Origin of the sequence: Streptomyces sp. GB4-14, from assembly GCF_022696125.1 — a bacterium.
In the GTDB taxonomy this organism is placed as follows: Bacteria; Actinomycetota; Actinomycetes; order Streptomycetales; family Streptomycetaceae; genus Streptomyces; species Streptomyces werraensis.
In genome coordinates this window covers 4,004,528-4,029,456 of sequence record NZ_RZHO01000002.1, presented here as the reverse complement: position 1 = coordinate 4,029,456, position 24,929 = coordinate 4,004,528, and the positions used below count along the sequence as shown (strand labels likewise).

Annotated in this window: 18 protein-coding genes and 1 other RNA gene; 4 read left to right on the top strand and 15 right to left on the bottom strand. The window is 73.7% G+C overall.

Going from position 1 to position 24,929, the window contains the following annotated elements:
* Window positions 1–157 precede the first annotated feature (157 nt).
* The 5 genes from ELQ39_RS19720 to ELQ39_RS19700 form a co-directional block, all read right to left on the bottom strand.
* Window positions 158–1,084, bottom strand: a complete 927-nt coding sequence (locus tag ELQ39_RS19720) for a hypothetical protein (protein ID WP_242593120.1) — start codon at window positions 1,082–1,084, stop codon at window positions 158–160.
* Window positions 1,085–1,184: 100 nt separating this feature from the next.
* The gene (locus tag ELQ39_RS19715; protein ID WP_225628681.1) at window positions 1,185–2,507 is read right to left on the bottom strand and encodes an acyltransferase family protein; all 1,323 of its coding nucleotides are present in this window, start codon (window positions 2,505–2,507) and stop codon (window positions 1,185–1,187) included.
* A complete protein-coding gene (locus ELQ39_RS19710; RefSeq protein WP_242593119.1) occupies window positions 2,504–4,702 on the bottom strand; it encodes a polysaccharide deacetylase family protein in 2,199 nt (732 codons plus the stop codon). Before ELQ39_RS19710 ends, ELQ39_RS19715 begins: the two co-directional genes overlap by 4 nt.
* Entirely contained in the window at window positions 4,702–6,168 is a 1,467-nt protein-coding gene (locus ELQ39_RS19705; protein ID WP_242593118.1) for a hypothetical protein, read from the bottom strand. The genes ELQ39_RS19710 and ELQ39_RS19705 overlap by 1 nt, the downstream gene beginning before the upstream one ends.
* A 164-nt stretch (window positions 6,169–6,332) precedes the next feature.
* Window positions 6,333–7,316: a LysR family transcriptional regulator gene (locus tag ELQ39_RS19700; RefSeq protein WP_242593117.1), complete on the bottom strand. Its 984-nt coding sequence runs from the start codon at window positions 7,314–7,316 to the stop codon at window positions 6,333–6,335.
* A gap of 84 nt (window positions 7,317–7,400) precedes the next feature.
* On the opposite strand from ELQ39_RS19700, the gene ELQ39_RS19695 reads away from it, so the two are divergent.
* Both ELQ39_RS19695 and ELQ39_RS19690 read left to right on the top strand, forming a co-directional pair.
* Window positions 7,401–8,705, top strand: a complete 1,305-nt coding sequence (locus ELQ39_RS19695) for an MFS transporter (RefSeq protein ID WP_242593116.1) — start codon at window positions 7,401–7,403, stop codon at window positions 8,703–8,705.
* 98 nt (window positions 8,706–8,803) lie between these two features.
* Window positions 8,804–9,811: a LacI family DNA-binding transcriptional regulator gene (locus ELQ39_RS19690; RefSeq protein ID WP_242593115.1), complete on the top strand. Its 1,008-nt coding sequence runs from the start codon at window positions 8,804–8,806 to the stop codon at window positions 9,809–9,811.
* A gap of 3 nt (window positions 9,812–9,814) precedes the next feature.
* Here the strand turns inward: ELQ39_RS19690 and ELQ39_RS19685 are convergent, their stop codons facing one another.
* The 6 genes from ELQ39_RS19685 to ftsE all read right to left on the bottom strand — a co-directional run bounded on the left by ELQ39_RS19685 (window position 9,815) and on the right by ftsE (window position 14,855).
* On the bottom strand, window positions 9,815–10,795 hold the full coding sequence (locus ELQ39_RS19685) for an extracellular catalytic domain type 1 short-chain-length polyhydroxyalkanoate depolymerase (RefSeq protein WP_242593114.1): 981 nt from the start codon (window positions 10,793–10,795) through the stop codon (window positions 9,815–9,817).
* Between the two features lie 133 nt (window positions 10,796–10,928).
* Window positions 10,929–11,332, bottom strand: a transfer-messenger RNA (tmRNA) gene (gene ssrA / locus ELQ39_RS19680).
* A gap of 118 nt (window positions 11,333–11,450) precedes the next feature.
* Window positions 11,451–11,930 carry an SsrA-binding protein SmpB gene (smpB, locus tag ELQ39_RS19675; protein ID WP_019525820.1) on the bottom strand — a complete coding sequence of 160 codons (480 nt, stop codon included), beginning with the start codon at window positions 11,928–11,930 and terminating at the stop codon, window positions 11,451–11,453.
* A gap of 59 nt (window positions 11,931–11,989) precedes the next feature.
* On the bottom strand, window positions 11,990–13,150 hold the full coding sequence (locus ELQ39_RS19670; protein WP_242593112.1) for a S41 family peptidase: 1,161 nt from the start codon (window positions 13,148–13,150) through the stop codon (window positions 11,990–11,992).
* 68 nt (window positions 13,151–13,218) lie between these two features.
* Window positions 13,219–14,136 (bottom strand): permease-like cell division protein FtsX, encoded by a 918-nt coding sequence (ftsX, locus tag ELQ39_RS19665; protein WP_225628676.1) that lies wholly within the window; start codon window positions 14,134–14,136, stop codon window positions 13,219–13,221.
* A 29-nt stretch (window positions 14,137–14,165) separates the two neighbouring features.
* The gene (ftsE, locus tag ELQ39_RS19660) at window positions 14,166–14,855 is read right to left on the bottom strand and encodes a cell division ATP-binding protein FtsE (protein ID WP_006132401.1); all 690 of its coding nucleotides are present in this window, start codon (window positions 14,853–14,855) and stop codon (window positions 14,166–14,168) included.
* A 265-nt stretch (window positions 14,856–15,120) separates the two neighbouring features.
* Here ftsE and ELQ39_RS19655 point away from each other — a divergent pair, with 265 nt between their 5' ends.
* A complete protein-coding gene (locus tag ELQ39_RS19655; RefSeq protein WP_019525816.1) occupies window positions 15,121–15,312 on the top strand; it encodes a hypothetical protein in 192 nt (63 codons plus the stop codon).
* 106 nt (window positions 15,313–15,418) lie between these two features.
* Here the strand turns inward: ELQ39_RS19655 and ELQ39_RS19650 are convergent, their stop codons facing one another.
* From ELQ39_RS19650 to ELQ39_RS19635, 4 genes are all read right to left on the bottom strand, one after another.
* Window positions 15,419–16,027, bottom strand: a complete 609-nt coding sequence (locus ELQ39_RS19650) for a hypothetical protein (protein ID WP_242593110.1) — start codon at window positions 16,025–16,027, stop codon at window positions 15,419–15,421.
* 307 nt (window positions 16,028–16,334) lie between these two features.
* The gene (prfB, locus tag ELQ39_RS19645; RefSeq protein WP_242593108.1) at window positions 16,335–17,441 is read right to left on the bottom strand and encodes a peptide chain release factor 2; all 1,107 of its coding nucleotides are present in this window, start codon (window positions 17,439–17,441) and stop codon (window positions 16,335–16,337) included.
* A 245-nt stretch (window positions 17,442–17,686) separates the two neighbouring features.
* A complete protein-coding gene (locus ELQ39_RS19640) occupies window positions 17,687–18,925 on the bottom strand; it encodes a serine/threonine-protein kinase (RefSeq protein WP_190000884.1) in 1,239 nt (412 codons plus the stop codon).
* Window positions 18,926–19,034: 109 nt separating this feature from the next.
* Window positions 19,035–20,681 carry a serine/threonine-protein kinase gene (locus tag ELQ39_RS19635; protein ID WP_242593106.1) on the bottom strand — a complete coding sequence of 549 codons (1,647 nt, stop codon included), beginning with the start codon at window positions 20,679–20,681 and terminating at the stop codon, window positions 19,035–19,037.
* 508 nt (window positions 20,682–21,189) lie between these two features.
* On the opposite strand from ELQ39_RS19635, the gene ELQ39_RS19630 reads away from it, so the two are divergent.
* On the top strand, window positions 21,190–24,609 hold the full coding sequence (locus tag ELQ39_RS19630) for an FHA domain-containing protein (RefSeq protein ID WP_242593103.1): 3,420 nt from the start codon (window positions 21,190–21,192) through the stop codon (window positions 24,607–24,609).
* Window positions 24,610–24,929: the final 320 nt, after the last annotated feature.

Sequence of the window (24,929 nt, the reverse complement as noted above, 5' to 3'; positions counted from 1 at the left end):
CCGGGGCGCGGCGGTGCCGCGAGGGCTGGTCCCGAAGGTAGGGAGGGAGCGTTTCCGGCCTGTGGCAGGCGGTGACCGGCAGGGAACGTTGCTCTCACCCCCGCCGGGGGCGGGGTGAGAGAAGTCCGTCACCGGTCACCGGTGGGGCGGTGAGGGGTCAGTGCTGCGGGGGCGGGCCGTACGGGCCGGGCTGCTGCGGCGGGGCGCCGTACGGGCCGGGCGCCTGCTGCGGGGCGTAGGGGCCGGGCGCCTGCTGCGGGGCGCCGTAGGGGCCGGGCTGACCGTAGGGGCCGGGCTGACCGTAGGGGCCGGGCTGACCGTAGGCGGGAGGCTGCTGGGCGTGGCCGGGAGCGGGCTGCTGCTGCGGGAACGGCTGGCCGTACGCCGGGGGCTGCGGTGCGTGTCCCGGGGCGGGCTGTTGCTGCGGGAACGGCGCCGCGCCCTGGGCCTGCGCGCCGTACGGCCCGTACGGGCCGCCCCCGTACGGCGTGCCGGAGCCCGGCGGCAGGTAGCGCACGCGGCCCGTCCCGTCCGTCACCGGTGCGAAGCCGGCCGCTTGGAGCCGCGCCGCGAACTTGGCGTTGCGCTTGCGGGTGACGACGAAGCCGATGCCGAGGATCGCCATGAGCGCCAGCCAGATGACCGCCGCGATGACGAAGTCGTCCGAGGTGCCGCCCAGCCGGTAGGCGATGATCACGGCGCCGATGGAGACACCGAGGGCGCCGTAGCCGATCCGCTTCTCGGCGCTCTTGCCGGTGAGGTCGAAGTTGATGCGCGCCTTGAGCAGTTCGACGGCGTCCGGCACGAGCGGCGGCAGGGAGACGCCGTCGTGGGCGTTGGGGTACTGCGCCCAGTTCTGCGCGGCGCGGGCCTGTGCCTGCGGGCTGGGGTCGGGCACGATCAGCATCTTCAGCTGGCTGTTGTTGCCGCCGCCCTGCCGGACGTCGGCGTACTCGTAGCCGAACTGCTGGGCGACGAAGGCGAGTCGGGCGAGTTTCTTCACGGATGCCATGGGGCTGGTGAGCTCCACCGGCTCCCCGCCCGCCATCAACCGCAGCATCTTCTGCGTCTGCCGCTTGCCCATGCGCCCCGCGCCCCCTGGCCTGCCGTTCACTTCAGCAACAGGGGGCAGTCTCGCACGGGCCGCCCCGGCGCGAAAGGCGCGTCCGGGGCGGCCCGGCACGTCAGCGGCGGCGTCCCCGCCCGGCCGGCCGGGGACGCTTGCTCTCGCTGCCGTCCGGCCACAGCTGCGGCCTGCGCTTCGCCGCCACGTCCTCCATCCACCCGAACCAGACGACGCAGCTGCCGATCAGCACCCAGGTCAGGGCCAGCACCGGCCACGAACTCTCCAGCAGCCAGGGGACGTTCTCGTACATCACGTCGAAGCCCCACAGCTGGTCCCAGAGCGTGGCGGCGACGACGATGCAGACGTTGTGCCACAGGTAGATCGTCACGGCCCGCGAGTTCAGCAGCGTGATCAGCTTGTCCCAGCGGCGCAGCCAACTCGGCCAGTCGGTCCACGAAGGGCTCAGGTGCAGGAGCAGGAGCACGGTCGCGAAGGACCACACGGCCTGGGCGAAGGGGATGGAGTCGAGGTCGTACCCGGTCTTGAACCCCTCCCTGAAGGCGAACCAGAGCCCCAGCGCCGCGATCACCGGCGCCACCGAGGGCACGACGTAGCGCGGGAGGCGCTTCAGGATGCCTTCCTGGTGGGCCATGCCCAGGATCCAGCAGGCGCCGAAGGTGCTGAAGTCGGTGAGGGCCGACGGGAAGCGCTCGCCGGGGAGTTCGAGGTAACCGAAGTGGAGCACGGCCGACAGCGCGAGCGGAGCCAGGAGCGTCACCCAGGGGAGGGCGCGAAGGGCCCGCAGGAGGAGCGGGGAGAGCAGGACGTACCAGAGGTACGCGCGGATGTACCACAGCGGACCCGCGAAGTCGGCGGCCCAGTTCTCCGCCAGGATGCCGTGTACACCGGGGAGCCCTTCGCCGTAAGGCGGGTCGCTCAGCGGCAGGACCCAGTAGACGAGGTGGAACCACCACCAGCCCGGGTGCCCGTCCGCGTCGGGTCCCCACCCCTGCAGCACCATGGCCGTCACGCCGATCGCGCCCATCAGCCACAGCGGCGGCAGCAGGCGGCGCATCCGGCTCCGCACGACCTGGACGGCCGGCCGCTTCAGGGAGCGCGCCATGAGGTTGCCGGCGAGGGCGAACATCACGCCCATGGACGGGAAGACCACGGGCAGCCACGCCCAGCCCATCAGGTGGTACAGCACCACCCGGAACAGGGCCACGGCCCGCAGGAGGTCGAAGTACCGGTCCCGGCCCGGCTTCTTCGGGGCGGCCGGGGTCTCCTCGGGCTCCCGCTCGGACGGCGGTTCCGTCGTGTGCTGCTGCGGGAACGGGTACGCCGGCTGCGGGGCCAGACCCGTGTGGCCGCCGTACGGCGTCGGGTACGGCGCGGCCGGTTCCGGGACCGGGCCGGCGCCGGACGGGTGTCCGTGGGTCATGCCACCGGCCTCCGGTCGTCGTTGTACACCTGGCCGCTCGGCACGGCCCCGTTCACGGGCGCCCCGACGACGCCGGTGCGGCGCAGCTTCTGCCAGCGCAGCCGGCCGCCGGTGAGCGCCGTGATCCAGGACTGGAGCAGCACGACGTACATCAGCTGGCGGTACAGGATCTGCTGCAGCGGCAGCGAGATCAGATGGGTCATGCGTTCCTTGTCCAGACGGAACGCGTAGGCGGCGCAGACCGCCTGGATGGCCAGGACGCCCAGCCACGCGAGGATGGTCTGCTGGGTCGGCCCGAAGACGAGGCCGTACAGCAGGAAGACGTCGATCAGCGGCGCCAGCAGCGGGGCCACGATCATGAACAGGGAGACGAAGGGCAGGCCCACGCGGCCGAAGCGGCCGGAGGGGCCCTTGTCGACGAGGGCGCGGCGGTGCTTCCAGATGGCCTGCATGGTGCCGTACGACCAGCGGTAGCGCTGGGACCAGAGCTGCTGGACGGTCTCCGGGGCCTCGGTCCAGGCGCGGGCGTTCTCCGCGTAGACCACGCGCCAGCCGGCGCGGTGCAGCGCCATCGTGACGTCGGTGTCCTCGGCGAGCGTGTCGTCGCTCATGCCGCCGATGGGCTCCAGCGCCGACTTCCGGAAGGCGCCGACGGCGCCCGGGATGGTCGGCATGCAGCGCAGGATGTCGTACATCCGGCGGTCCAGGTTGAAGCCCATCACGTATTCGATGTGCTGCCAGGCGCCGATGAGGCTGTCCTTGTTGCCGACCTTCGCGTTGCCGGCGACGGCGCCGACCCTCGGGTCGCCGAAGGGCTGCACGAGCTCACGGACCGTGGACGGCTCGAAGACCGTGTCGCCGTCCATCATCACGACGATGTCGTGGCGGGCGTTGGCGAGGCCCCGGTTGAGGGCGGCGGGCTTGCCCGCGTTGAGCTGGCGGACGACCCGGACGTTGGGCAGGCCCATCGCCTCGACGATGCGGGCGGTGCCGTCGGTGGACCCGTCGTCGATGACCAGCACCTCGATCGGATGATCGCTGGCCATCAGGGAGTTGACCGTGTTCTCGATGCACTTGGCCTCGTTGTACGCCGGGACCAGCACCGTGACCGGCTCGGTGACCGGCGGGCCCCAGCGGAAGTCCGTGCGGCGCACCCGGCGGGCGTGGGCGCCGGACAGCAGCAGCATCAGCACGAAGCGGGCGATGACCAGGGTGCCGATGACGGCGAGGCCCACCACCAGCACGTCGGTGATCCTCTCGGAGGCCTGCACCAGGAAGATCCAGGCCTTGCCCTTCCACAGCTCGGGTCCGGTGACCGGGCTGTGCGCGCTGGGCGCGTCCAGGGCCTCGGTCAGGTTGTCGAACTCGTAGCCCTTCTTCTTCAGGTCGGGCAGGAAGGTGTCGAGCGCGGTCACGGTCTGGCTGCGGTCGCCGCCGGAGTCGTGCATGAGGACGATGGCGCCCTTGCCGTTCTCCGGGGTGGCGCGGCGGATGATCTCGTCGACGCCGGGCCGCTTCCAGTCCTCGCTGTCGGTGTTGTTGACGACGGTGAGGTAGCCGCGGCTGCCGATGTACTCGGTGACCGGCCAGGACTCGTTGTCCATGGCGTCGGAGAAGGACGAGTACGGCGGGCGGAACAGCGAGGTGCGGATGCCGGCCGCGCCGGTGAGGGCGAGCTGGTTCTGCGACAGCTCCCAGTCGATGCGCTTCTTGGACTGGAGCGACAGGTCGGGGTGGTTGAAGGTGTGCAGGCCCAGCTCGTGGCCCTCGTCGACCATGCGCTGGACGAGGTCCGGGTAGCGGGAGGCCATGGTGCCGGTGACGAAGAAGACGGCGTGCGCGTCGTGCTTCTTCAGCACGTCGAGCACCTTCGGCGTCCAGGTGGGGTCGGGGCCGTCGTCGAAGGTGAGCACGAGACGCCGGTCGGGCACGCTCAGGGTCGTGGCCTTGCCGTTGCGGGCGTCTATCACCGGGCCGCCCTCGAGTATCTCCTTGGGCACCTCGGTGGTGGGCGCCGGTGCCTGCACCCGGTGGTCGGCGAGGATCTCGCTGTGCACGTAGCCGCGCAGCATCAGCATGGCGGCGAGGGCGACCAGGACCAGCAGCGGCAGCAGCAGACGCAGCGGTACGCGACGGCGCAGTGCGCCGCGCCGGTCCGGGCGGGGCGCCCGGCGGCGGTGGGACGGGGGTGCCATCAGAGGACGTTCTCCGGGGACGGTGCGGCGGCGGGGGCGGAGTCGGCGCCCGACGCGGGTTCGGCGGCGACCGGACGGTCGGCGGAGGGAGCGGAAAGGCTGTCGGTGCCGCCGGCCTCGCCGCCGCCGGTGGGGTCGGACGTCTCGGAGGACGGCGGATCGGCCGGGGTCGTCGGCGTCGTGGGCTGTGTGGCGGTGCCGCCGCCGGCCGGGGGTGCGGTCGCGGTGGTCCCGCCGTTCCCGCTGCCGCCTCCTGTGGCCGGCTGGGAGCTGGCGCGGCCGGCCGGGGTGGTCGCCGGGGCTCCCCCGTCCTGCTGCCGCGCCGTGCCGCCGGAGCCGCCCGCCACAGGGGCGGAGGCGCCGGGCCCGGGCAGGTCGGAGGCGCCCGGGGCGGGCGTGCCGAGGCCGGGGTCGAGGCTGGTGCCGGAGCTGGGCGCGGGGTCGGTCGCGGAGGGCCGGGGCGTGGTGTCGACCTGCTCGGCCGGCCTGTCCTCCTGGCCCGGGACGGGCATCCAGGGGGCGTCGGAGTTGCCGGACAGCAGGGTGGCGACCATGACGACGGCGTAGCCGGCGCAGGCGAGGCCGACGGCCAGGCCGATGCGGCGGTAGAGCCGGTTGCGGCGGCCCGACTCGTCGACGAACACGGGGGCCGCCTCGGGTGCCGCGCCCGCTCCGGGTGTACGGCTCAGCACACCGCCGGCGCCGATCTGCACGGCGTCGAGCTGGACCGTCACCTCGTGCGGGTCGTGGGTGGCCTCGGCGGTGCCGGGGTCCTCCTGCCACGGATCGCGGACGGCGGTGCCGGTGTCGGCGGGAACGGTGGCGTCCACGGCCGGGATGCGGGTGGTGGCTGCGGGGTCCGCCGTCCCCCCGGCCGGTGCCGCCGGCGCGGCGGGGCGGGGCACGCGCAGGGCGGTGGTGCGCTCGGAGTCGTAGACGTCGTCGGAGGTCCTGCGTGTCGCGGGCGCGGGCGGCTTGCGGAAGGCGTCGAAGCCGCCGCGACCGCCGGACGGCCCGGGTACGTCGCCCGGGCGAACGCCGCCGGCCGGACCGGGGCGGGAGGACGGACCCGGGATCCCGCCCACCTCGGGCAGCACCTGCGTACGGTCCTCGCCGCCGTGCCGGGGCGCGCCGGACGGGCCGGAGACGCCGGGGCGGCCGCCCGTTCCGGGCAGGACGTCGGTCCTGTCGTCGCCCCCTGTCGGAGGCAGCACCTGTGTACGGTCCTCGTCCCTGCCGTTCCCGGACGGGAACACGCCGAGCCGCGCCCAGCGCTCGTCGAGGGAGCCGGAACCGGAACCGGCGCGGAAACTCTCCGCGCCGTCTCTCACACCGGGTTCGGCGGGTCTCTCCGCCAGGGGGAGCACCCGTGTCTCACGGGCGTCCTCGTCCGCTTCCGCGAACCTCCGGGAGCCGTCGGCCGACTGCGGCCGCCCCGGTTGGGCGTCTTCTCGCCACTTCTCCACGCGCTCGCACTTCCCCCCAACGGAACCTTCGGCGCGCGTACGACCCGAGCACCCGTCGGCGGACCGGGCCCCCACCCGCTCCGAGCGCCCCGTTTATCACACCGTGCTCGGGCATCGAATGTAGCGCACGCGGAGGTTGTGTGTTTGCGGGCCGACCTTTTGTGTCAGCAGCGAGACATTGGGTGCGCTCCCATCACATCGGTGTCGGCTGCGGGGATCCAGGAGTCCGCGGGACGCCGCAGCCAGCCCCGCGCGGCGGCGATTTCGGCCGCCGACCTGCGCAGTTCGGTCAGAGCGGGGTGGATCATCCCCTTCCGCCACACAAGAGACACGGGTGAGAGGGGGACCGGCTCGACCAGGGGGCGCGACACGGTCCCGGGAAGTGGCGGAAAACCGACCACGGCGAGGATCGGGTTCCGGGTACGTGCCATCACCCGCTGGAACTCCTCCTCCCCCACCGCCAGCGGGGCGGGCGGAGCGAGCGCGATGCCCCGCCCGTCGAACAGCCGCCGCGCCAGGTCCGTCCACTCCTCGGTGCGGGTGTTGCCCGCACCGGCGTAGACGGTCTCGCCCGCCAGCGCGGCCAGCGGCACCTCGGGCAGCCCGGCCAGGGCGTGTTCCTCGGGCAGCACGACCGCCATCGGCTCGTACCGCACCGGCTGCTGGTCGAGCCCGGCCCGCACGGCCGGGGCGAGCCCCGCGAACCGGCCGAACGACGCGTCGAGCCGCCCCGCGAGCAGCTCCCCCGCCGCCCAGGTCAGCCCGCTCTCGTAGCGGGCCATCAGCTCGTGCCCGGGGGCGCGCTCCCGCGCCCGGTGCAGCACCTCGCGGTGGGTCACGAGGCCCGGGGAGTTGAGGTCCACCAGGAGCGGGCGGCTCTGTCCCGCGGCGGCGAGCAGGTCGTCCTGCGATTGGAGCACGGCGCGGGCGTACGGCAGCAGGCGTTCCCCGTCGGCGGTGAGCGTGACCCGGCGGGTGCTGCGGACGAACAGCTCGCAGCCCAGCTCCCGCTCCAGGCGCCGCACGTCCCGGCTGAGCGCCTGCTGGGCGATGTGGAGGCGGGCCGCGGCGCGGGTGAAGTGCAGCTCCTCGGCGACGGTGACGAAGGCGCGCAGCAGGCGGGGCTCGACGTGGGCGGGTGCGGGCATGGCCGTGAACCTACAACACAGGTGCGTCAATCGGTGCGGAGAAGGTGTTGGACCGGGTGCCCGGCCAGGGGCGACGGTGAGGCCATGCCGCAGCCGACCTCCGGGGACACCCGTCTGTTCACCGTCACCGCCGACACCCTCGTGGCCGTCGACTTCACTCCCCGCGCCCGGCGCGAGCCGGGCCCGTACCGCCGTCTGTTCGCCGTGCCCGGCGCCCGCGCCTTCACGGCGGGGAATCTGCTCGCCCGGCTCCCGATGGGGATGTTCGCGCTGAGCGCGATCGTGATGATCGCCGGCAGCCGCGGGTCCTACGCCCTGGCCGGCGCCGTCACCGCGACCGGGCTCGCCGCCACGGCGGTGGTCGCCCCGTGGACCGCGCGTCTTGTGGACCGTTACGGGCAGGCCCGGATCGCACTGCCGGCCACGCTGGTCGCGGTGCTCGGCTCACTGGCGCTGGTGCTCTGCGTGCGCCACGACGCCCCCGACTGGACCCTGTTCGCCGCCTACGCCGCGACCGCCACCACCCCGAACACCGGAGGCATGTCACGGGCCCGCTGGGCGCATCTGCTGAAGGGCAGACCCGACGCGCTGCACACCGCGAACTCCTTCGAGCAGGCCGCCGACGAGCTGTGCTTCATGCTCGGCCCGGTGCTCGCCGCCGTGCTGTGCGGGACGTTCTTCCCGGAGGCGGGGACCCTGACGGGCGCGGTGCTGCTGCTGACGGGCGTCGCGCTGTTCACCGCGCAGCGCTCCACGGAGCCCCCGGCGGTCCGCCGCGCCACCGGGCGGGCCCCGCTGCGCGCGCCGGGCGTACGGCCGCTGCTGCTGGTCTGCCTGGCGACGGGCGGGGTGTTCGGCTCGATGGAGGTCGTGACGATCGCGTTCGCGGACGGGCAGGGGCACCGTACGGCGGCCGGTGCGGTGCTGGCGCTCCAGGCGGCGGGTTCCTGCGTGGCGGGCCTGCTGTACGGGGCGGTGCGCCCGGCCGGGTCGGCGTGGTCCCGGCTGGTCCGGTGCCTGGCCGCGATGACCGCGCTGATGACGCTGCCGCTGCTGGCCGCCGCCCTCACCGGCTCGCTGCTGGTCCTGGCGGGGGCGCTGCTGGTGGCGGGCATGGCGACCGCCCCGACAATGGTCACCACGATGACCCTGGTGCAGCGGCACACCCCAGAGGGGCGGCTGAACGAGGGCATGACGCTGGCGGTCACCGGGCTGCTGGGCGGGATCGCCTGCGGCAGCGCGGCCGGCGGCTGGATCGTGGAGCACGTTTCGGCCACCGCCGGGTACGGGGTGCCGGTCGGGGCGGCGGTGACCGCCTTCGCGGTCGCGGGGACCCTCCTCGCGTTCGGCTCGTCGAACCGCTTCACGGATCACCGTCCGCACCATTGACGGCCACAGATCCCGCACATACCTTCACCCGTCGAAGCGCTTCGACGAGGGCGTCGGCCGCTTCCTCCCCCCACGAACCGTGCCCACGAGGACTCCCGATGGTGAAGATCACGGATGTGGCCCGGCGGGCCGGCGTCTCCCCCAGTACGGTCTCGTACGCGCTGAGCGGCAAGCGGCCGATCTCCGACGCGACCCGGCGCCGGGTGCAGGCCGCGGTGCGCGAGCTGGGCTACCGCGCGGACGGCGGCGGACGGTCCCGGTCCGGCGCCCGGTCGAAGGTGCTCGCGCTGGCGGTGCCGATGCGGCCCGGCATCCATGTGCCGGTGGTCACCCAGTTCGCGGTGTCGGTGGTCACCGCCGCCCGCGCCCGCGACCACGACGTGCTGCTGCTCACCCAGGGCGAGGGCGACCAGGGCATCGGGCGGGTCACGGAGACGGGGCTGGCGGACGGGGTGATCGTCACGGACGTGCAGCTGCAGGACCCGCGACTGCCGCTGCTGCGTTCCTGTCCTTCACCGTCCGTGCTGATCGGGGTGCCCGCCGAGGCGGACGGCCTGACCTGCGTCGATCTGGACTTCCGGGCGGCCGGGGAGCTGTGCGTGGACCATCTGGCGGAGCTCGGGCACCGCGCGGTGGCGCTGGTCGGCTCGCCGCCGGAGGTGTACGTGCGGCGCACGGCGTTCGCCCGGCGGCTGGTGGAGGGGTTCACCGCGGCCGCCGACCGGCACGGCCTCGCCTCGGCGGTGCTGCCGTGCGGCACCGGCCGGGACGCGGCCCGCGCGGTCGTGGAGCGGCTGCTGCGCGACCTGCCCGCGCTGACCGGGGTGGTGGTGCACAACGAGCCGCTCGTCGACCCCCTGATCGAGGCGTTCGAGGAGCTGGGCATGCGGATCCCCGGCGATCTGTCGCTCACCGCCGTCTGCCCGGCGCCGGTGGCCGCGGCGGCCCGCGTCCCGGTCACCTCGGTGGCCGTGCCGGCCGCCGAGCTGGGCGCCCGCGCGGTGCATCTGCTGGTACGGAAGCTGTCCGGGGCCGCCGTACCGGGCACCACCCTGCTGCCGCCCCGGCTCACGGTGCGGGCGAGCACGGCGCCGCGCGGGCACTGAGACTCAGCCGAGCTGCCAGGCCTTCCCCAGCCGGTACGCGGCGCACAGGTTCACGTCCAGGAAGTACGCCCCGGCCGCCCCGCACTGCGCTTCCCCGGCGCCCGGGTCGACGGGCTGGCCGTGCCCCATCCCGGTGAGGCTGTACGTCTCCACGACCGCGTTCCCTCCGGGGCCTCGGTAGACGCGGTGCGGGTACCCGGCGACGGTGTCGCCGACGTCGGCGGTGCGGTCGGCGCCGTGCACGTTCGTCCACTGGTCCACCAGGGCGGTCATGTTGACCGGCTTCACCGTGTAGTCGGCCGTGCCCTGGAACACGGTGAGCGCCGGCCAGGGCCCGGTGTACCCGGGCCGCGCGGCCCGCACCCGGTCGCCCCACTGCGCAGGCGTCTGGGTGGCCCCGACGTACATGCACACGTACGCCGTTCCGGCGGCCTGCGCGCAGCCGTAGGGCAGTCCGGCGACGATCCCGCCCGCGGCGAACTTCTCCGGGTACGTGGCCATCATCACGGCGGTCATCCCGCCGCCCGCGGACAGCCCGGTGACGTAGACGCGGGACGGGTCGCCGGAGACGTCGGCGAGCTGCCGGTCCACCATCTGGGCGATCGAGGCGGCCTCGCCCTGCCCGCGCCTGGTGTCGGCGGGCTCGAACCAGTTGAAGCACTGGCTGAGGTTGTTGCCGCTCTGCTGCTGCGGCAGCACCACGGAGAAGCCCCAGCGGTCGGCGAGCGTGGTCCAGCCGGTGCCGGAGGCGTACCCGGCGGCGTTCTGGGTGCAGCCGTGCAGGGCGACGACCACGGGGCGGCCCGCGGGCAGCCCGTCGGGGACGTAGCGGTACATCTTCAGGGCGCCGGGGTTGCTGCCGAAGCCGGTGACCTCCTGGAGGGAGGCGGCGGAGGCGGGCGCGGGGGCGAGCAGGACGGAGAGGAGGGCGGCCAGGAGGGCCGTCAGCACGGTGGGGCGCAGTGCGGCTCTGGTCTGTGTCATGGAGAGCGAAGGTAGAAGCGCGAACCACCCACCGATATGGGTGCGGCCCCCACATCCCGGGGGTGCGCCCATGTGGCCGCGCATGACAGAGGCCCCGCCGCTCGCGCGACGGGGCCTGCTGCCCACATGGGGTAAGTGGAGATGGCGGGAATCGAACCCGCGTCCAACGGTGAGGAACCAGGGCTTCTCCGTGTGCAGTCGGCTGTGCTTTTCTCGGCCCCGGAGATCACGCCGACAAGTCTCCGACGGGCCCAGTCACTGTTGGATTTCCCTTTTCACCCCGTGACCGGGATCAAGGTTTAGTTCCCTAGCTGATGCCAGGATCCGGGTCGGGAACATCCCCGGGCTGACACTCCCTTAAGTGGGGGAGCCGCTGCTCGCTACCTGAAGATCAGGCAGCGAGGGCGAGCTCGCCCTGGGAGAGGGATCGCTTGGAATTGGCGATTATTTTTTTCGGCCTGTGGTTTACGAGATCATGGCCGCTTCCTCGACACGCTTCCCCTGCTTCGACAGCCGCTGTCGAAACCGATCATCCCCATGTTGTGTTGTCAAACCCTCCCGGAGGAGGTGACCCGCACCCTCTGTGAGGTGCGAAGCCATCGTACGTGACCAACGCGGGTCGATGCCAGCCTATTCCCGCGAGGCCCCGGGGGCCTCAGGCCCGCTGCTTCCTGCGCACCGCGGAGATCGCCCGCTCGGCCTCGCGCCGGTCCTGCTTCTCGCGCAGCGTCTGCCGCTTGTCGTACTCCTTCTTGCCCTTGGCGAGCGCGATCTCGACCTTCGCCCGGCCGTCCTTGAAGTACAGGGAGAGCGGCACGATGGTGTGGCCGGTCTCCTGGGACTTGGCCTCCAGCTTGTCGATCTCCTCGCGGTGCAGCAGCAGCTTCCGCTTGCGCCGGGCGCTGTGGTTGGTCCAGGTGCCCTGGCTGTACTCCGGGACGTGCACGTTGTGCAGCCACGCCTCGTGGTCGGTGAGCTGGACGAAGCCGTCCACCAGCGACGCCCGGCCCTGGCGGAGGGACTTCACCTCGGTGCCGGTCAGCACCAGGCCCGCCTCGTAGGTGTCGATGATGAGGTAGTCGTGGCGCGCCTTCTTGTTCTGCGCGATCAGCTTGCGCCCTTTTTCCTTAGCCATAGTGCCGCCCATTTTCGCACTACGGAGGGGCTCCCGGGGAAGCGATTACCGGGGGCGGCTCACCTGCCGAGTCCGCTGATGACCGTCTCGGCGCGCTCCAGCGCCTGCCCGCCGGCCTCCAGGTCGGGGGTGATGCCGTGGCCGTCGACGCCGCGGCCGGAGGGGGTGCGGTAGTGACCGACGGTCAGTTCGGCCACGGAGCCGTCGGGCAGCTCGGTCGGCATCTGCACCGATCCCTTGCCGAAGGTGCGGGAGCCCACGACGACCGCCCGGCCTCGGTCCTGGAGGGCGCCGGTGAGGAGTTCGGCCGCGCTCATCGTCCCCGCGTCGACCAGCGCGACCAGCGGTCTCTTCGTGTCGCCGCCGGGCTCGGCGTGCAGGGCGCGCTGCTCGCCGGCGACGTCGTAGGTGGCGACCAGGCCGCCGTCGAGGAAGGCGGAGGCCGCGGTGACCGCCTCGGCGACCAGGCCGCCGGGGTTGCCGCGCAGGTCGAGGACGATGCCGGACCCCTCGGGCGCCTCGCGTACGGCGGCGCCGACCCGCTCGCCGGATCCCTTGGTGAAGGCGGACACCTGGACGACCGTGACACCGGAGGCCAGGGAGCGGACGGTGACCGGCTCCCGGGAGAGCCGGGCGCGCCGGACGGTCTCGCTCCACGAGCGCGAACCGCGCTCGAGGCCGAGCCGCACGGTGCTGCCTGCGGTCTTGCCCGCCCTGTCGCCGCGCAGTAACGAGACGACCTCGGTGACGGGCCGGCCGTCGACCTTCTCGCCGTCGACGCTGCGCAGCCGGTCGCCCGGTCGGATGCCCGCCTCGTCGGCGGGGGTGCCGCTGCCGACCCTGCTCACCTCGATGCGCCCGTCCCGCTCACGGGCCCACAGGCCGACGCCGGTGTAGGCGCCGTCCAGGGTGGCCTCGAACTCCTCGTACTCGCCGCGCGAGTAGACGGCGCCCCAGCGGTCGCCGCTGCGGCTGACCGCGCGCTCCGCGGCCTCCAGCGGGGACGCGCCGTGGGCGGCGGCCTCCTCGGCCGCCCGGGCGACCTCGGCGTGGTGGCCGACGGGAGCGGCCTGCGCGGCGCCGTCCGCGGCGTCCCCGCGGCCGGTGCCGGGAAGGCTGCCCGTGGCCGCACCGGCGACGAGCACACTCGCGAAGACCAGGGTCAGGGCGGCGCCGCGGCGAACGCTGCGGGGCCGACAGAACGGGTCACGACCTGACATGCCGGTGAGTCTAGGACAACGCAAAGGGGCGCACGGCCCGTTGGCCGCGCGCCCCTCGTTGGCAAGAGTCACACCTTCAGATACTTGCGCAGCGCGAAGAACGCGGCCAACGCCGGCATCAGCAGACTGGTCGCCAGGATGAGCGGAAGCTTCGTCAGGACGGCGTCCCAGCCGATGAAGTTGATCAGGCTCAGCTTCTCCGACAGGGCGAGTCCGTGGTCGATGATGAAGTACCGCGCCAGGAGGAGGAAGGCGCACGCGAGGGTGCCGCCGATGAGTCCGGCGACCGCGGCCTCCATGATGAACGGCGCCTGGATGTAGAAGCCGGAGGCGCCCACCAGGCGCATGATCCCGGTCTCGCGCCGGCGGCTGAACGCGGACACCCGGACGGTGTTCACGATCAGCATCAGGGCGACGACCAGCATCAGCGCCATCATGGCGAGGGCGGCGATGTTCATGCCCTCCAGCAGCCCGAAGAGGTTGTCCAGCAGGCCCTTCTGGTCCTGCACGGACTGCACCCCGTCCCGCCCGTCGAAGGCGGTCGCGATGACCTGGTACTTCTCCGGGTCCTTCAGCTTGATGCGGTACGACTCCTGCATCTGGTCCGGCGTGAGGGAGCTGGCCAGCGGCGAGTCGCCGAACTGCTCCTTGTAGTGCTTGTACGCCTCGTCCTGCGACTCGTACGTCACCGTGTCGACGACCGACATCTTCTCCAGGTCGGCCTTGATCTGGCTCTTCTGGTCGTCGGTCACCGCGCCCTTGGCGCAGTTCGGGTCGGACTCGGCGTCGGACTTGTTGCAGAGGAAGATGGAGACGTTGACCTTGTCGTACCAGTAGCCCTTCATCGTGCTCACCTGGTCGCTCATCAGGAGCGACCCGCCGAACAGGGCGAGCGACAGGGCGACGGAGACGACGACCGCGAAGGTCATCGTCAGGTTGCGGCGGAGACCGACGCCGATCTCCGACAGGACGAACTGGGCGCGCATGGCGTCTGATCAAGCCTTTCCGTGGAGCGTCAGTGCTGGTAGCCGTAGACGCCGCGTGCCTGGTCGCGCACGAGGCGGCCCTTCTCCAGCTCGATGACGCGCTTGCGCATCTGGTCCACGATGTTCTGGTCGTGCGTCGCCATCACCACGGTGGTGCCCGTCCGGTTGATCCGGTCGAGCAGCTTCATGATGCCGACGGAGGTCTGCGGGTCGAGGTTGCCGGTGGGCTCGTCGCAGATGAGCAGCTTGGGCCGGTTGACGAAGGCCCGCGCGATGGCGACGCGCTGCTGCTCGCCGCCGGACAGCTCGCCCGGCATGCGGTCCTCCTTGCCGCCGAGCCCGACCAGGTCGAGCACCTGCGGCACGGACTTGCGGATCTCGCCGCGCGACTTGCCGATGACCTCCTGCGCGAAGGCCACGTTCTCGGCGACCGTCTTGTTGGGCAGCAGACGGAAGTCCTGGAACACGGTCCCCAGCTGGCGCCGGATCTGCGGCACCTTCCAGTTGGAGACGCGGGCGAGATCCTTGCCGAGGACGTGCACCTGACCGTGGCTGGCCCGCTCCTCGCGGAGGACGAGCCGCAGGAAGGTGGACTTACCGGAGCCGGAGGACCCGACGAGGAACACGAACTCGCCCTTCTCGACCTCCAGGGACACATCCCGGAGGGCAGGGCGGGTCTGCTTGGGGTAGACCTTGGACACGTTGTCGAATCGGATCACGGATGCACCACGGGTAGCCGGGGGTAGATGAGCGTGACCTTACGCGACCCGGGGAGCCGAGCGCAGTCACCGGAGGGGGTTGCGGAAGAGATGCGCCCTTTGTACCGGCCGACGCCGGCTGCCCGGGGTCGGGGGCGCCCCCGGGGAGGGTCCTGACTGGGGAGGACCCGGCGCGCACCCGGCGGGAACCTGGCACAGTGGAAGGGGAACGTTCACACGGCGGTGGGCGTTGAACCCCAGGAATCGGCGCGAGGAGGGCGAGCGCATGACGTACGACCGGCTGGTGTGCGCGAACTGCGCCGCGCCCGTGAGCGAGGGCCGGTGCCCCGTGTGCCGTGCGAACCGCGAGCGGATGCAGCAGGAGAACTTCTTCGCGGGGCTGACCCCGATGACCCTGATCGTCCTGCTGGCGGTGCTGGTGGCGGCGGTGGCCCTGCTCGCCCATCAGACCGTCTGACCAGGACGGACAGGGACCCCACAGACGGAGCGAGGGCCCGGAGCGCGGCGGCGCTCCGGGCCCTTGCGTCATGTCGTGCGTACGGTGCGTACGCGCGCGGCCACCGTCAGGCGGCGGCGCCGCCGCGGCCGGTCATCAGGCGCGGGAGCACCCGGAAGCCGATACCGCCGGCGATCATCGTGGCGGCGCCGATGACCAGGAAGGTGGTCTCGGCGGCACCGGTCTCGGCCAGCTCCTTGCCGTTGCCCTGCGCCGAGGCCGCCGGGGCCTCCTCGCCGGTGTCGGTCAGGGAGGAGGAGCCCTCCTCCTGCGGGGAGGCGCCGCCGTCGGGGTCGAGGCCGCCGCCGGGGGCGGACTCGGAGGGCTCCTCGGTCGGCTCCTCGGTCGGGTCCTCGGTCGGGTCCTCGGTGGGCTCCTCGGTGGGGTCCTCGGTGGGCTCCTCCGTCGTGGGCTCCTCGGTGGGCTCCTCCGGCGTGGTCGGAACCTCGGTGGGCTCCTCCGGCGTGGTCGGAACCTCGGTGGGCGGCTCCTCCGGCTCGGTGGGGTCGTCCTCGTCGCCGAGGCTCACACCGAGACCGAGGCCCGCATCGTTCGCCTCGGCGCTCACGCCGATCTCGAGGGCGGAGGCGGCGCCGGCCGCCGTGAGCGAGGCGCCGGCCGCTATCACGGCACCGGCCGCGATACGGGCGACACGGATCCGCGTCTTCTTGGTCATGTGGTTGCTACCCCCAGTAGCTCATCGTCAGTGAGGCGGCGCCCGGGGCCGTGATCAACGGAGGTAACTGTGGTGAAACGCCCCCCGGTTCACATGCGCCCCAGAAATGCGCATGCCACGCGCCACCCTTCCCACTTTCCAAAAGAACGTCAAGGGCGTTGCGTACGCGATGTCCGGCTCCGCACGCTTTGCCGGACACGGAAGCTGTGAGTGTGATGTAAATCCCGGACATCCCCGACACGGCAAGGCAACTGCCGCTAGGGAAGCGGCAGTTGCCTTGTCGACAAATCGGTGTGCGGGCGGAGCCTTACTTCTCCCGCTGCTTGCGCCAGCGAATTCCGGCCTCGAGAAAACCGTCGATCTCGCCGTTGAACACGGCCTCCGGGTTGCCCACCTCGAACTCCGTGCGCAGGTCCTTGACCATCTGGTACGGGTGCAGCACGTACGAACGCATCTGGTTGCCCCAGGAGTTGCCGCCGTCGCCCTTGAGGGCGTCCATCTTGGCCTGTTCCTCCTGGCGGCGCCGCTCCAGCAGCTTGGCCTGGAGGACGTTCATCGCGGTGGCCTTGTTCTGGATCTGCGACCGCTCGTTCTGGCAGGAGACCACGATGCCGGTGGGGATGTGCGTGATGCGCACCGCGGAGTCCGTGGTGTTCACGCCCTGGCCGCCGGGGCCCGAGGAACGGTAGACGTCGATGCGCAGCTCGGACTCGTCGATGTCGACGTGGTCGGACTGCTCGACGACGGGGAGCACCTCGACGCCCGCGAAGGACGTCTGGCGGCGGCCCTGGTTGTCGAAGGGCGAGATGCGCACCAGGCGGTGCGTGCCCTGCTCGACGGAGAGGGTGCCGTAGGCGTACGGCGCCTGCACGGCGAAGGTGGTCGACTTGATGCCGGCCTCCTCCGCGTAGGAGGTCTCGATCAGCTCCGTCTTGTAGCCGCGCTGCTCGGCCCAGCGCAGGTACATGCGCTGGAGCTTCTCGGCGAAGTCGGCGGCGTCCACGCCGCCCGCCTCGGCGCGGATGTTGACCAGCGCCTCACGGGAGTCGTACTCGCCGCTGAGGAGGGTGCGGACCTCCATCTCGTCCAGTGCCTTCTTGACCGAGGTGAGCTCCGACTCGGCCTCCGCGCGGGTGTCCGGGTCGTCCTCCTCCTCGGCCATCTCGAAGAGCACGGCGAGATCGTCGATCCGCGAGCGCAGGGCCTCGGCCTTCCTGACCTCCGCCTGGAGGTGGGACAGCTTGCTGGTGATCTTCTGCGCCTCGTCCGGGTTGTCCCAGAGGGACGGCGCGGCCGCCTGCTCCTCGAGCACGGCGATGTCTGCCCTCATCTTGTCGAGGTCCAGGACGGCCTCGATCGACTCCATGGTCGAGGAGAGGGACTTGAGCTCTTCGGATACGTCGACGACTGCCACGCCCTCCAGCGTAACGGCTTCCCGCCGTGGGCCATGCCGGGCGGGGGCGCCCGGCTCCCTCCCCTCGTCCGGGGGCTGCGCCCCCGGGCCCCCGTTCGCGCAGTTCCCCGCGCCCCTGAGGGGGGTCGCTCTCCCCTGGGCCGGGGAGGTGCCGCGTGTCTCCCTCACCTCCCTGGGGGCTGCGCCCCCAGACCCCCCTTCGCGCAGTTCCCCGCGCCCCTGGGGGGTGTTGTTCTCCCGCGTTGCTAGGGGGTGGCCGGGGCCGAGTTCTCCATGTCGGTCGGTGGGGGTGGGGTGTCGTCCGACGTGGCCAGCCAGGTGCCTACGCCTGCTGCCGCGAGGAGGGTCGCCGCCACCGCCAGCGTGAGGCGGCGGCGGCGCGTCACCGCTCTGTTGCGGGCCGAGCCGGGGCGGGGGGCGCCGGCCGCCCGGGGGGCGCGGGCCGTGCCGTGGGCTCCGCCGGCCAGCTCGTCCGGTGCCGGGACCCGCATCGACGTGTGCGTGTCGCGGTTGGAGTCGGAGGGCCGGGCGCCCGGCACCAGCGGGACCGCGCCCCGGCGGCGTACCGGCTGTCCGGCGGCCGGGGCGGCGCCGGACAGTTCCTCGGCGGCCTCCTCGGCCTGGTCGGTGTCCGGCTCGTCCACGTCCAGCGGCGGCATCCCGGCCAGCATCGGGAGCAGTTCCCGCAGCCGGGCGGCCAGCTCGGAGGCGCGCAGGCGCGAGGCGGGGGCCTTGGCCAGGCACTGCACCAGCAGCTGCCACAGCTCGTCCGGGATGCCCGGCAGCGGCACCACCGTCTCGGTGACGTGCCGGCGCAGCACCGCGCCCGGGTGGCCGCCGCCGAACGGGGTGAAGCCCGCGAGCAGCTCGTAGAGGACCGTGGCGAGGGCGTAGATGTCGACGGCGGCGCGCGGCGGGAGGCCCTCGACGATCTCCGGGGCCAGATAGTCCGGCGTGCCGATGATCTTCGAGGCGCGGGTGCGGCGCGGGGTGTCGATGAGTTTCGCCACGCCGAAGTCGGTCAGCAGGGCGCGGTGCGAGCCGCCGGGGCCGAGCGGGCCCTGCATGTCCAGCAGGACGTTCTCCGGTTTGACGTCGCGGTGGACGACGCCAGCCGCGTGCGCCGCCGCCAGGCCGTCCGCGACGTCCGCGGCGATCGCCACCGCGGCCTCCGGGGCGAGCCTGCGCTCCCGGTCCAGCCGGGTGCGCAGGTCGGTGCCCCGGACCAGGTCCATGACCAGCGCGAGGTCGTTGCCGTCGACGACCAGGTCCCGCACGGACACCACGTGCGGATGCTCCAGACCCAGCAGCGCCGTCCGCTCCTGCACGAAGCGGCCGACGAGCTCCTGGTCCGAGGAGAGATCCTCACGCAGCAGCTTGATGGCGACGGGCCCCTCGGGGCCCTCGCCCAGCCACACCGTGCCGGCGCTGCCCCGCCCGAGGATCTGATGGGCGGTGTACCGGCTGCCGATTCTCCGTGCCAAGACTGCTCCTACCGACGCGTGTTGTCGCCAAAGCTACGCGTCCGGACAGGTGACCTTCACCGGAGACCCGGAAATCGGCCCCCAGATGTCGACAAAGCGGCAAACGAGTCTAGTTCGCCGGGCCGGAGGGGCCGCCCAGGTCCTCGATCCAGCCCGTGACCGAGCCGAACCAGTCACTGAGCTGCTCCCAGTAGCCCTTGCCCGTGCCGATCCAGTCCTGGAGCGGGCTCAGCTCCCAGATCAGCCAGCTCGCCACGAACAGGATGAGCAGCGTGAACAGGCACCCCTTGAGGCAGCCGAGGCCGGGGATCCGCATCGGGTTGGCGCTGCGCTGCCGGGGCTGGCGCGGCTCCCGTGCGGGGCGCTGCGGCTCCGGCGGGGGCGCGTACCGCTGCGGCGGCTGGGGCGCCTGCCGGCGCTGGCGCTCCGGCGGCGGGGCGTACTGCTGCGGCTGCTGCTGCGGGTAGCCGTACCCGGGGCCGGGCTGCGGCTGCTGCTGGGGGTGGCGCTGCGGCGGCTGCTGCGGGGGCCGGGCCACCTGCCGCTGGGGGCGGCGGCGCAGCGGGTCCTGGCTGGGGTCGAGGTACTGGACCTGGGTCTGCTCGTTGCGGTCGCGGGCCGCGCGGAGCTGGTTCTGCCAGGGGTGCGGGTCCTCGGGGCCGCCGGGCTGCCCTGGCGGCACCGGGGGCATCACGGCCGTGGGGTCGGCCGCGCCGGACGGGCCGGTGTGCGGCAGGACGGTGGTGGCGGCGCCTGGGTCGTAGGCGCCGTTCGGGTTCTGCGGCAGCACCTGCGTGGGGTCGGAGGCTCCATGGGCGGACGGCTCGCCGGGGACCCGCGCGGGCGCGGGGTCGGGGGCGAGGAGCGCGCCGACGTTCTCCGCGGCGGAGATCTGCGCCGAGTTCGCGTGCACGCCGATGCCCTGGGCGACGACCCGCAGCCCGCGCGCGAGGTTCTCGGCGCTGGGCCGCTCGTCGGGGTTCTTGCGCAGGCAGCGCTCGATGACCGTCCACAGCGGGTCGGGCACGGTGGACGGGCGGCGCGGCTCGGCGCTCAGGTGCTGGTGCAGCACCTCCAGGGCGGACCCGCCGGAGAACGGCGGACGGCCGGTGACCAGCTCGTACAGCAGGATGCCGGCGCCGTAGATGTCGACGGCGGAGGTCTGCGGGCGGCCCTCGGCGGACTCCGGCGCGATGTACGCGGGCGTGCCGACGAACTCGTGGGTGCGGGTCAGGCCCGGGGAGTCGGCGAGGCGCGCGATGCCGAAGTCGGTGAGCATCGGGTGAAGCTCGTCGCCCTGCTGCTTGAGCAGGACGTTGGCGGGTTTGAGGTCGCGGTGGACCACGCCGTCGGCGTGGCTGGCCCCGAGCGCGTCGGCGATCTGCGCGGTCAGCAGGGCCGCGGCGACGGGGGTGAGGGGGCCGTGCTCCCGCAGGTAGCGGTGCAGGTCGGGGCCCTCGACGAGGTCCATGACCAGCGCCAGCAGCTCGCCCTCGACCACCAGGTCACGGACCCGGACGATGTTGGGGTGGGTGAGCCTCAGCAGGACGGAGCGCTCGCGCAGGAAGCGCATCACGACGTCGGCGTCGCCCGCCAGCTCCTCCTTGAGGACCTTGATCGCCACGGTCTCGCCGGGCTGGCCCGGCACGGCCGCCTCGGCGCCCGCGGTCTCCCGCTGGCGCGCGCGCCAGACGGTGCCCGTGGCGCCGCGTCCGAGCGGCTCCTCGAGCAGGTACTTGCTCCCTACCGGCCGCACGTCATGCGCTCCCTGCTGCTTGCTGGCTGGCGTACACCGTGGTCCACCCTGCTGCGGAATGTTCCGACCCACTGTAGTGCCGCCGCACGGGATACCGGCGGGCCGACTTCTGCGTCACCCCGTGCTGGGTCCTACGCACCGGTTCCCGTTCCTGTTCGACGGTTTCGACGACTCCGTTGAATTGTCCGCGGATTCCGCGTGTGCGGAGTCTGCCGGAAAGACGCCCGACTCTGTCCGTTGGTTGCCGCGGGCCGGACGTGACCGATCTCAAGTCGGCGCGGAACGATCACCCGCGCGTCATTGGTCAGGCATTTTTACGGGCAGAGCCGACCAATCAAGATCATTTGATGCCCGGAGGCGGGCGCGCTGTCGGTGACAGGTGCGAGGATGCGGGCAGTACTGGCCGTACGTGCGCGTGTGGCGGTGGGGGAAGTCCGCGGAGGGGGACCGCGGGGCGGCTTCGTCCCCCGTGTCGCGGGCGCCCGCGCAGAAGGGACCGCTGACGGCGATGCAGATCCGGCTGACCGTCGTAGACCCGCTGGGCCCCTCCTCCCCCGTCCAGGAGCGGGCCGTGAGCTGCGACGTGCTGGTCACGGCGCCCGCGGGCACGGCTCTCGCCGCGGTCGCCTCCGCGCTCGCCTCGGCGGTCTCCGGCGGCGACGGCTCCGCCGGCTCCTCGGGCGCGCCCGTGCTGTACGCCGGTGACCAGCGGCTCGACGCCCAGCGCTGCACGCTGGGCGAGCCCCCGCTGATCGACGGAGCGGTGCTGGCGGTGGGCGCCCCCGGCGAGCCGGAGCCGCACCCCGAGCTGGACGCCACCCCCACCCGGCTGCACGTGGTCGCCGGGCCCGACGCGGGCGGGGTGCACCTGCTGCACGGCGGGGAGATCCGCATAGGCCGCTCGGCCGACGCCGACGTGCCGCTCGACGACCCGGACGTCTCCCGGCTGCACTGCGCGGTGACGGTCGGCGCGGACGGCCGCGTCTCCGTCGCCGACCTCGGCTCCACCAACGGCACCACGCTGGACGGCCGCCCCGTCGGCCCCCGCCCGGTACGGCTCACCCCGGGCGCGCTGCTGCGCATCGGCGAGTCGGCCCTGCGGCTGACCCCGGCGGAAGGGCCGTCCGCCCGCACGGCGACCACCCCGGACGGAGAAGGGCACGTACGGGTGCCGGGGCCGCGTACGGCCCGGGCGGCTCGGGACGCCGTGGGAGCGCCGGGTCCGCGAGATGCCGGGAGCGCCCCCGAGGGGCCGCGCGCGCCCACCCACCACGCCTACGGCTCGGCGGACCCGGCCACGCCCGCCCACGCCGGCGCTCCGGCGTCGGGCCCCGTTTCCCATGTGCCGGAGCAGAGCGGCCCGCCGGAGGCCGAGCGGCACGACGGAGGGAGCCAGGGGCGGCGCACCGTGCGGATCGCCGCCCAGGGGGACGTGCCCCGGATGCCCCAGGGGCGGCGCGTGTCCCGGCCCGTCCCCGCCGACGAGACGCACGCGGGCCGGGGGCGGGCGCAGGGCCTGTACGCCGGCCCCGCGCACGGCCAGACGCGGGACGAGGCGCCCACGGCGCACCCCGGACCCCACCCCGCCGGACCGCCGCCCGCCGGGCCCACCGGCCGGACCACCGGCGACGCCCGCGACGGGCGGTACGCCGACGCCACCGCCGCGCAGACCTCCGACACCCCCGACGGCACCCGCAAGGGCACCCCCGTACGGGGCACCGACGTCCCCGAGCCGCCGCGACCGCGCAAGCGGGGCGGGATCGGCGCCTGGGCGCGGCGGCTCACCGGCGGGCGGACCGAGCGGGACGACGACGCCGCCGCCCTCCACGACGGCCCGGCGCGGGGTACGGCGTACGCCCCGGCGCCCGCCGTCCCCGCGCAGCCCGAGACCTGGCCGGACCCGGCCACCCTGCTGCTGACCGCGCTCGGCCCCGGCCCCCGGCTGTGGGAGCGCGGCCCTGACCACCCGGAGGCGCTCGCGGTGCGGCTCGGCACCGCGGACCGGCCCGCGCCGGACGGCTCCGGGCTGCTGCCCGTCGTCCCCGTGACCGTGGGACTGCGCGAGGTCGGCGCGCTGGGGCTCGCCGGACCGCGCGAGCGGCTCTCCGGGCTGGCCCGCGCGGCGCTCGCCCAGCTCGCCGCGCTGCACTCCCCCGACACGCTGGAGATCGTCCTGATCGCCGCGGACCCGTCCCGTCCGTCGGACGAGCGCACCGCCGAGTGGTCCTGGCTGGGCTGGCTGCCGCATCTGCGGCCCGGACACGGCCAGGACTGCCGGCTGCTCCTCGCCCACGACCGGGAGCAGGCCGCGGCCCGCGCCGACGAACTGCTGCGCCGCCTCGCCGACCACGACCACGCGGGCGCCCCGGCCGACGCGGGGCCGTACACGGTGGTCGTGGTGGACGGCGACCCCGGCGGCGCCGACGTGCGGGACGCCCTGGCGCGGCTGGCGGTGGAGGGGCCGCGCGCCGGCGTCCATCTGCTGTGCCTCGCCGAGACGCCCGCCGCCTCGCCCGCGTCCCCGGTGACGGAGACGTACGAGGCGGCCTGCGCGGTGGCACCCGCGTTCCGTGACTGCGGAGCGGTCGCCCTGCTCAGCGGGGACGTGGCGACCGCGCTCCGGCTGCTGCGGGTGGCCAGGACCGGTGACGGCTCCCCGCCCGGCCCGGTCGGACACGGCACCCTGGCCACCGTGGACGCGGTGTCCGCGGCCTGGGCCGAGCGGTTCGCGCGGGCGCTCGCGCCGCTGCGGCCCGACGGTCCCGCGGCCGGACCGCACCCGCGCGTGTCGGCGCCGCTGCCCCCGTCGGCGCGGCTCCTCGACGAACTGGGCCTGGCCCGTGCCACCCCGGCGTCGCTCATGGCCCGCTGGGCGGACGCGGCCGACGACCCCGGTGCGCTCGGCGGACGCGCCACCGCCGTCCTCGGCGCCGGCCCGCGTGGCCCGGTCACCGCCGATCTCACCGCCGACGGACCCCACCTGCTGGTCGAGGGCCCGTCCGGCAGCGGCCGTACGGAGCTGCTGCGCGCGGTCGTCGCGTCACTGGCCGCGGCCGAGCGGCCCGACCGGCTGGGCATCGTCCTGGTCGACGGGCGCGGCGGCCCGGTCACCGGTTCCGGGGCCGGCGAGGGCCTGCGGGTGTGCACGGACGTGCCGCACGTCTCCACCCACCTGAGCGCCGACGACCCGGTGCGGATGCGGGAGTTCGCGCAGTCCCTGAGCGCCGAGCTGAAGCGGCGGGCGGAGCTGCTGGGGCGTTCGGACTTCGCCGAGTGGCACACCGGGCGGGAGCTGGCGGACCGGATGGTCGCCCAGCGCACGGCCGCGAACGGCGACCTGGACAGCCCGCCCAGCGCGACCGTGCGGCTGCGTCCCGGCGCGGACCGGCGCAAGACGCAGGCCGCGCCGGCGCTGCCCCGGCTGGTGGTGGTCGTGGACGACCTCGACCAGCTGGTCTCCCCCGCGCTCGGCGCGCCCGGCAGGCCGGCCGCGGGGTCGGTGATGCGGGCGCTGGAGGCGGTGGCTCGGGACGGTGAGCGGCTCGGGGTGCACCTGGTCACGGCGACCGCGCCCTGTCCCCGGACGGCGCAGACCGAGCCGGTGAGGCAGGCGTCGCTGCGGGTCGCGCTGGACGCGCCGGTCGTGGGGCGAGGGCCGGACGATCCCGCGCCGGGGCGTGGCCGGCTGGTCCGCCCGGACGGGCGGGGGACGGAGTTCCAGGGCGGCCGGGTGACGGGGCGTATTCCGCGTACGGCGACGCTGCGGCCGACGGTGGTGCCGGTGGAGTGGCACCGGATGGGTGACCCGCCGGCCCGGCGGCAGGTGCGGGAGCTCGGCAACGGGCCGACGGACCTGGCCCTCCTCGCCAGCGCCCTCGACCGGGCGGCCCGCCAGGTCGCGTCACCCCGGGTGCCGTCGCTGTTGTAGGACGAGGGCGTTCCATTCCCCCTGGGGGACGGCAACGGTGCCGTGGCGCACGGCACCGGGTCTCGCTCACGGCCCCGACCGGGTGCCGTCGCGCGGGGCCCCTTCCAGCGACCGTGACGGAAACCCCCCAGGGGCGCGGGGAACTGCGCTGACCAGCCACCGACCGCCCGCACCCGGCACCGACAGCCTGCGCCCCAGCCGCCCGCCGCCACACGACCGCCCACAGCCAAGGCGGCAGCCAGCCCGCAGCGGCGGCGGAGCACTTCCAGCGACCGTGACGGAAACCCCCCAGGGGCGCGGGGAACTGCGCGACCAGCCAC

Bases quoted from the DNA above. Each gene is read 5' to 3' on its own strand.
- ELQ39_RS19720 (WP_242593120.1), bottom strand. From the start codon at position 1,084: ATGGGCAAGCGGCAGACGCAGAAGATGCTGCGGTTGATGGCGGGCGGG.
- ELQ39_RS19715 (WP_225628681.1), bottom strand. From the start codon at position 2,507: ATGACCCACGGACACCCGTCCGGCGCCGGCCCGGTCCCGGAACCGGCC.
- ELQ39_RS19710 (WP_242593119.1), bottom strand. From the start codon at position 4,702: ATGGCACCCCCGTCCCACCGCCGCCGGGCGCCCCGCCCGGACCGGCGC.
- ELQ39_RS19700 (WP_242593117.1), bottom strand. From the start codon at position 7,316: ATGCCCGCACCCGCCCACGTCGAGCCCCGCCTGCTGCGCGCCTTCGTC.
- ELQ39_RS19695 (WP_242593116.1), top strand. From the start codon at position 7,401: ATGCCGCAGCCGACCTCCGGGGACACCCGTCTGTTCACCGTCACCGCC.
- ELQ39_RS19690 (WP_242593115.1), top strand. From the start codon at position 8,804: ATGGTGAAGATCACGGATGTGGCCCGGCGGGCCGGCGTCTCCCCCAGT.
- ELQ39_RS19685 (WP_242593114.1), bottom strand. From the start codon at position 10,795: ATGACACAGACCAGAGCCGCACTGCGCCCCACCGTGCTGACGGCCCTC.
- smpB (WP_019525820.1), bottom strand. From the start codon at position 11,930: ATGGCTAAGGAAAAAGGGCGCAAGCTGATCGCGCAGAACAAGAAGGCG.
- ELQ39_RS19670 (WP_242593112.1), bottom strand. From the start codon at position 13,150: ATGTCAGGTCGTGACCCGTTCTGTCGGCCCCGCAGCGTTCGCCGCGGC.
- ftsX (WP_225628676.1), bottom strand. From the start codon at position 14,136: ATGCGCGCCCAGTTCGTCCTGTCGGAGATCGGCGTCGGTCTCCGCCGC.
- ELQ39_RS19655 (WP_019525816.1), top strand. From the start codon at position 15,121: ATGACGTACGACCGGCTGGTGTGCGCGAACTGCGCCGCGCCCGTGAGC.
- ELQ39_RS19650 (WP_242593110.1), bottom strand. From the start codon at position 16,027: ATGACCAAGAAGACGCGGATCCGTGTCGCCCGTATCGCGGCCGGTGCC.
- ELQ39_RS19630 (WP_242593103.1), top strand. From the start codon at position 21,190: ATGCAGATCCGGCTGACCGTCGTAGACCCGCTGGGCCCCTCCTCCCCC.